This window comes from Bradyrhizobium sp. (genome assembly GCF_019244115.1).
In the GTDB taxonomy this organism is placed as follows: domain Bacteria; phylum Pseudomonadota; class Alphaproteobacteria; order Rhizobiales; family Xanthobacteraceae; genus Bradyrhizobium.
The window spans coordinates 1-3,514 of record NZ_JAFATE010000798.1 but is presented as its reverse complement, the minus strand read 5'-3'; the positions used below and the strand labels follow the sequence as shown (position 1 = coordinate 3,514).

Below are 3,514 nucleotides of genomic sequence, written 5' to 3'. Positions count from 1 at the left end.
ATCGTGACAGTGCCGACCGCGTTGACGACCGCGAGCGCGGCGACCGTGATGCCGCCCGGCAGCGTGGCCGAGGCCGAGCCGATCCCGCCCTTCAACGTCGCGGTGGTGGCGCCGAGGCCCGCACCGATGCTGCCGAGGGCAAAATTCGTCGAGGCCGCTGCGGCCGCGGTGTAGCCGAGATCGCGGTAGGGCGCGAAGCGGCCCCAGGCTTTATTGCCGCCATTCAAAAGATCGAAGATGATCGCGCCGGGCACGATCGGAACGATCGCGCCGCGCACGACAAAGCCGCGGCCCTGTTCAGCCAGCCTTGCCATCACACCGCCGCCAGCGTCGAGGCCAAAGGCAGAGCCGCCCGACAGCGCGATGCCGTCGATCCGCTCCACCGTGTTTTCGAGCTGCAGCGCGCCGGCCTCGCGCGTGCCCGGTCCGCCGCCGCGGATGTCGATCGCAGTAACGACGGGCTGGTCGAACACGATGGCAGTGACCCCCGACGCGAGGGCGGCGTCATCGGCGTGACCGACGCGAACGCCGGCGATATCGGTCAACAGATTCTTCAAGACGCAGCACTCATCATGCCCGGCAAGACGGCCGCCCCTCTCTACCTGAGATGCATCGGACGAGAAAGCCTTCAGCTGCCGAGCGCGACGCGGATCATCCTGGCAAGTTCGGTCTTGCGGGACGATTTGACCAGGAGCACGCCGGGTCGCGGCAGCGCGGGAGGACGACGATATCCGCCGAATGACCCGAGTGTACAGGATCTCTCGCCTGCCGCCGCTTCAGCGCCTCGTCGGCGAGCCGAGGGCCCTTCATCCTGTCCGGCATGATGGGGGCGGTGAAGCGCAGGCGGCGTCTTGGTGTCTGATCAATGATGTCGAGCGCCGCGGCGGTTGACCATGTCTCATCCGGTTCAGCATGACGGCGTGGCCGTCCCGGTGCCTATAGCATCCGGAAAAGTTCGCGCCGACGCGTGCGGGATTTCAGATCGGCCGCTCAAATGCCACAGAATCAACCCAAGATTACACCGCAACGTGACTGGGACCGTTTCCGTCCAGGTGAGTGGTGGCTCTTGCACGTCAGCTCGGCGATAAACATCTTTTCCGTGACGTGGGAGGCACTCAGCTACCGATCAACGGCCGGGTGCGCGCTTCGCACTGCCTGTTCAATCTCAAGGTGATGCGGAAAAGTAACGGCACCTTTACGGAAAGGGGAAATAATCCCCGGTGTTTTACGGGGTTTTATTGGATCCATAGTGGGGAAGGATCATTTGATTTTTGGAGCAGGTAATGGCTCGCATACTCGTCATCGACGACCAAAAAGACGTTCGGTCGGTCATCTCCATCGTGTTGCGCGTGAACCGGTTCGAGGTGGTCGAGGCGGCGAATGCGGCCGAGGGACTGAAGGCGTTCGAGGAAGGGCATTTCGATGCCGCGATCGTCGATGTCTTCCTTGATGATGCGATCGGGTTCGACGTGATTGCCAAGATGCGCGCGAGCGTTCCGGATCTGCCGGTCATCGCGGTCTCGGGCATGGTGTCGCTCGACATGGCGCCGCAGGTGGAGGACCTTCCCAATGTCGCATGCCTGAAGAAGCCGTTTCGGCCGAGCGAACTGATCGCGGCCATCACGGCAGCGCAGGAGGCGACTCGCCCCTCGCGCGTCGCGGATCAGCGGGTCGCCGCCGGCTGAGGGCATTTTTCCGGCCTGAGACAGACAAACAAAAACGCCCCGCGAAGCGGGGCGTTTCGTTGTTGCGTTGGAAGCGCGGCTTGGTTCAGGAGCGCTTGTTAGCAGCGCTTGTTAAGAACCCTTGGGCGCAAGCTCGGTGTAGTTGCCCTTGTCGTCCCACTTGTAGACGACATAGTCGAGCTGCTTGATGTCGCCCTTGGCGTCATACTCCATCTTGCCGAGCACCGTATCCCACGAGCCGCCCTTGATGGTCGCCATGACCTTCTTGGCATCGGTGGTGCCGGCCTTCTTCGCGGCCTGCGACCAGACCTGGATCGCCGCGTAGGTGTAGAGCGTGTAGCCCTCGGGGTCGATGTTCTTGGCCTTGAACTTCTCGACGATCGCCTTGGCGCTCGGCTTGTTGCGCGGATCCGGACCGAAGGTGAACAGCGTGCCTTCGGCGGCGGGACCGGCAATCGACGCGTACTCCTTGTCGGCGAGCGCGTCGCCGGACATCAGAACGGCCTTCACGCCCTGGTCGCGCATCTGCCGCACGATCAGGCCGGCCTCCGGATGATAGCCGCCGACATAGACCAGATCGATATTGTTGGCCTTGAGCCGCGACACGATGGCGTTGAAGTCCTTGTCGCCCTGGTTATAGGACTCGTGCATCTTCTCGGTCACGCCGACCTTGTTGAGCGCCTTCTTGGTCTCGTCGGCAAGGCCTTTGCCGTAGGTGGTCTTGTCGTCCAGGATGGCGATGTTCTTGCCCTTGAAGTTCTTCAGGATGTAGGCGGCGGCAACCTGGCCCTGCTGATCGTCGCGGCCGCAGACGCGGGCCACGTTCCAGAGCTTGCGCTCGGTGAACAGCGGGTTGGTCGAGGCCGGGGTGATCTGCAGCACGCTGCTGTCGGCATAGGCTTCCGAGGCGGGAATCGACGAGGACGAGCAGAAATGCCCCGCAACGAACGGAATCTTGGCGCCGCCGATCTTTTCGGCGACCGAGCGCGCCTGCTTGGGATCGCACGCATCATCCTCGGCGTCGAGGGCGATCTTCTTGCCGAGCACGCCGCCGGCCGCATTGAGGTCGGCGACCGCCATGTCGGCGCCGTTCTTCATCTGCCTGCCGAATGCTGCCTGTCCGCCGGTCATTGGGCCCGCCACGGCAATCGTGAGGTCTTCTGCAAGCGCTGCCGTCGACAGCGCCATGGTCGCGCCCAGTGTTAAACCGATGAGCTTGAGTGATTTCATGAGTGTCCCTCGCGGATGATCGATACCAATGTGCCGGCAAGCCGGCCTTCAATCGTGCCTATTCTGGGCCGATTTTGCCGCGAAGTCATCGGCTATTTTCAGGTGGAGGTGAAATCCGGGAGCAGCACGCGTGCTTAGGGGCAGGGGCGCAAGGGCCGCCCCCGCGCTAGCGGCGGCCACCCTCCAGGTAAGCCGCGCGAATTTCCGGGCGCTGCAGCAGCTCGGCACCGGTTCCGGACAGCGTGATCAGGCCGTTGACCAGGACGTAGGCGCGGTGCGCGAGCTTGAGGGCGTGATTGGCGTTCTGCTCGACGATCAGCACGGTCAGCCCGTCCTGCCGGTTGAGCGTGCGGATCGCTTCGAAGATCTGCCGCGCGATCAAGGGCGCAAGGCCGAGCGACGGCTCGTCGAGCAGCAGAAGGCGCGGCCGGCTCATCAGCGCGCGGCCGATAGCCAGCATCTGCTGCTCGCCGCCGGAAAGCGTGCCGCCACGCTGTGCCATGCGTTCCTTGAGCCGCGGAAACAGGGTGAAGACGCGCTCCAGGCTGCCTTCGCGCTCGGCCTCCGGGGTTTCGGTGGCGTCGGCCCCCATCTGCAGA

At 63.9% G+C, this 3,514-nt stretch carries 4 protein-coding genes; 1 reads left to right on the top strand and 3 read right to left on the bottom strand.

Features of this window, described 5'->3' with window-relative positions; translation table 11 throughout:
* Positions 1–557: P1 family peptidase (locus tag JOZ76_RS33905; RefSeq protein ID WP_291705740.1), on the bottom strand; the 557-nt coding region annotated here is incomplete at its 3' end.
* Between the two features lie 726 nt (positions 558–1,283).
* Between JOZ76_RS33905 and JOZ76_RS33900 the strand changes: the two genes are divergently transcribed.
* On the top strand, positions 1,284–1,685 hold the full coding sequence (locus tag JOZ76_RS33900) for a response regulator (RefSeq protein ID WP_291705739.1): 402 nt from the start codon (positions 1,284–1,286) through the stop codon (positions 1,683–1,685).
* A 111-nt stretch (positions 1,686–1,796) separates the two neighbouring features.
* Here JOZ76_RS33900 and JOZ76_RS33895 read toward each other — a convergent pair whose 3' ends face one another.
* Entirely contained in the window at positions 1,797–2,915 is a 1,119-nt protein-coding gene (locus tag JOZ76_RS33895; RefSeq protein ID WP_291705738.1) for a branched-chain amino acid ABC transporter substrate-binding protein, read from the bottom strand.
* Between the two features lie 166 nt (positions 2,916–3,081).
* Positions 3,082–3,514 (bottom strand): ABC transporter ATP-binding protein (locus JOZ76_RS33890; RefSeq protein WP_291705737.1); only part of this gene is annotated, 433 nt, incomplete at its 5' end.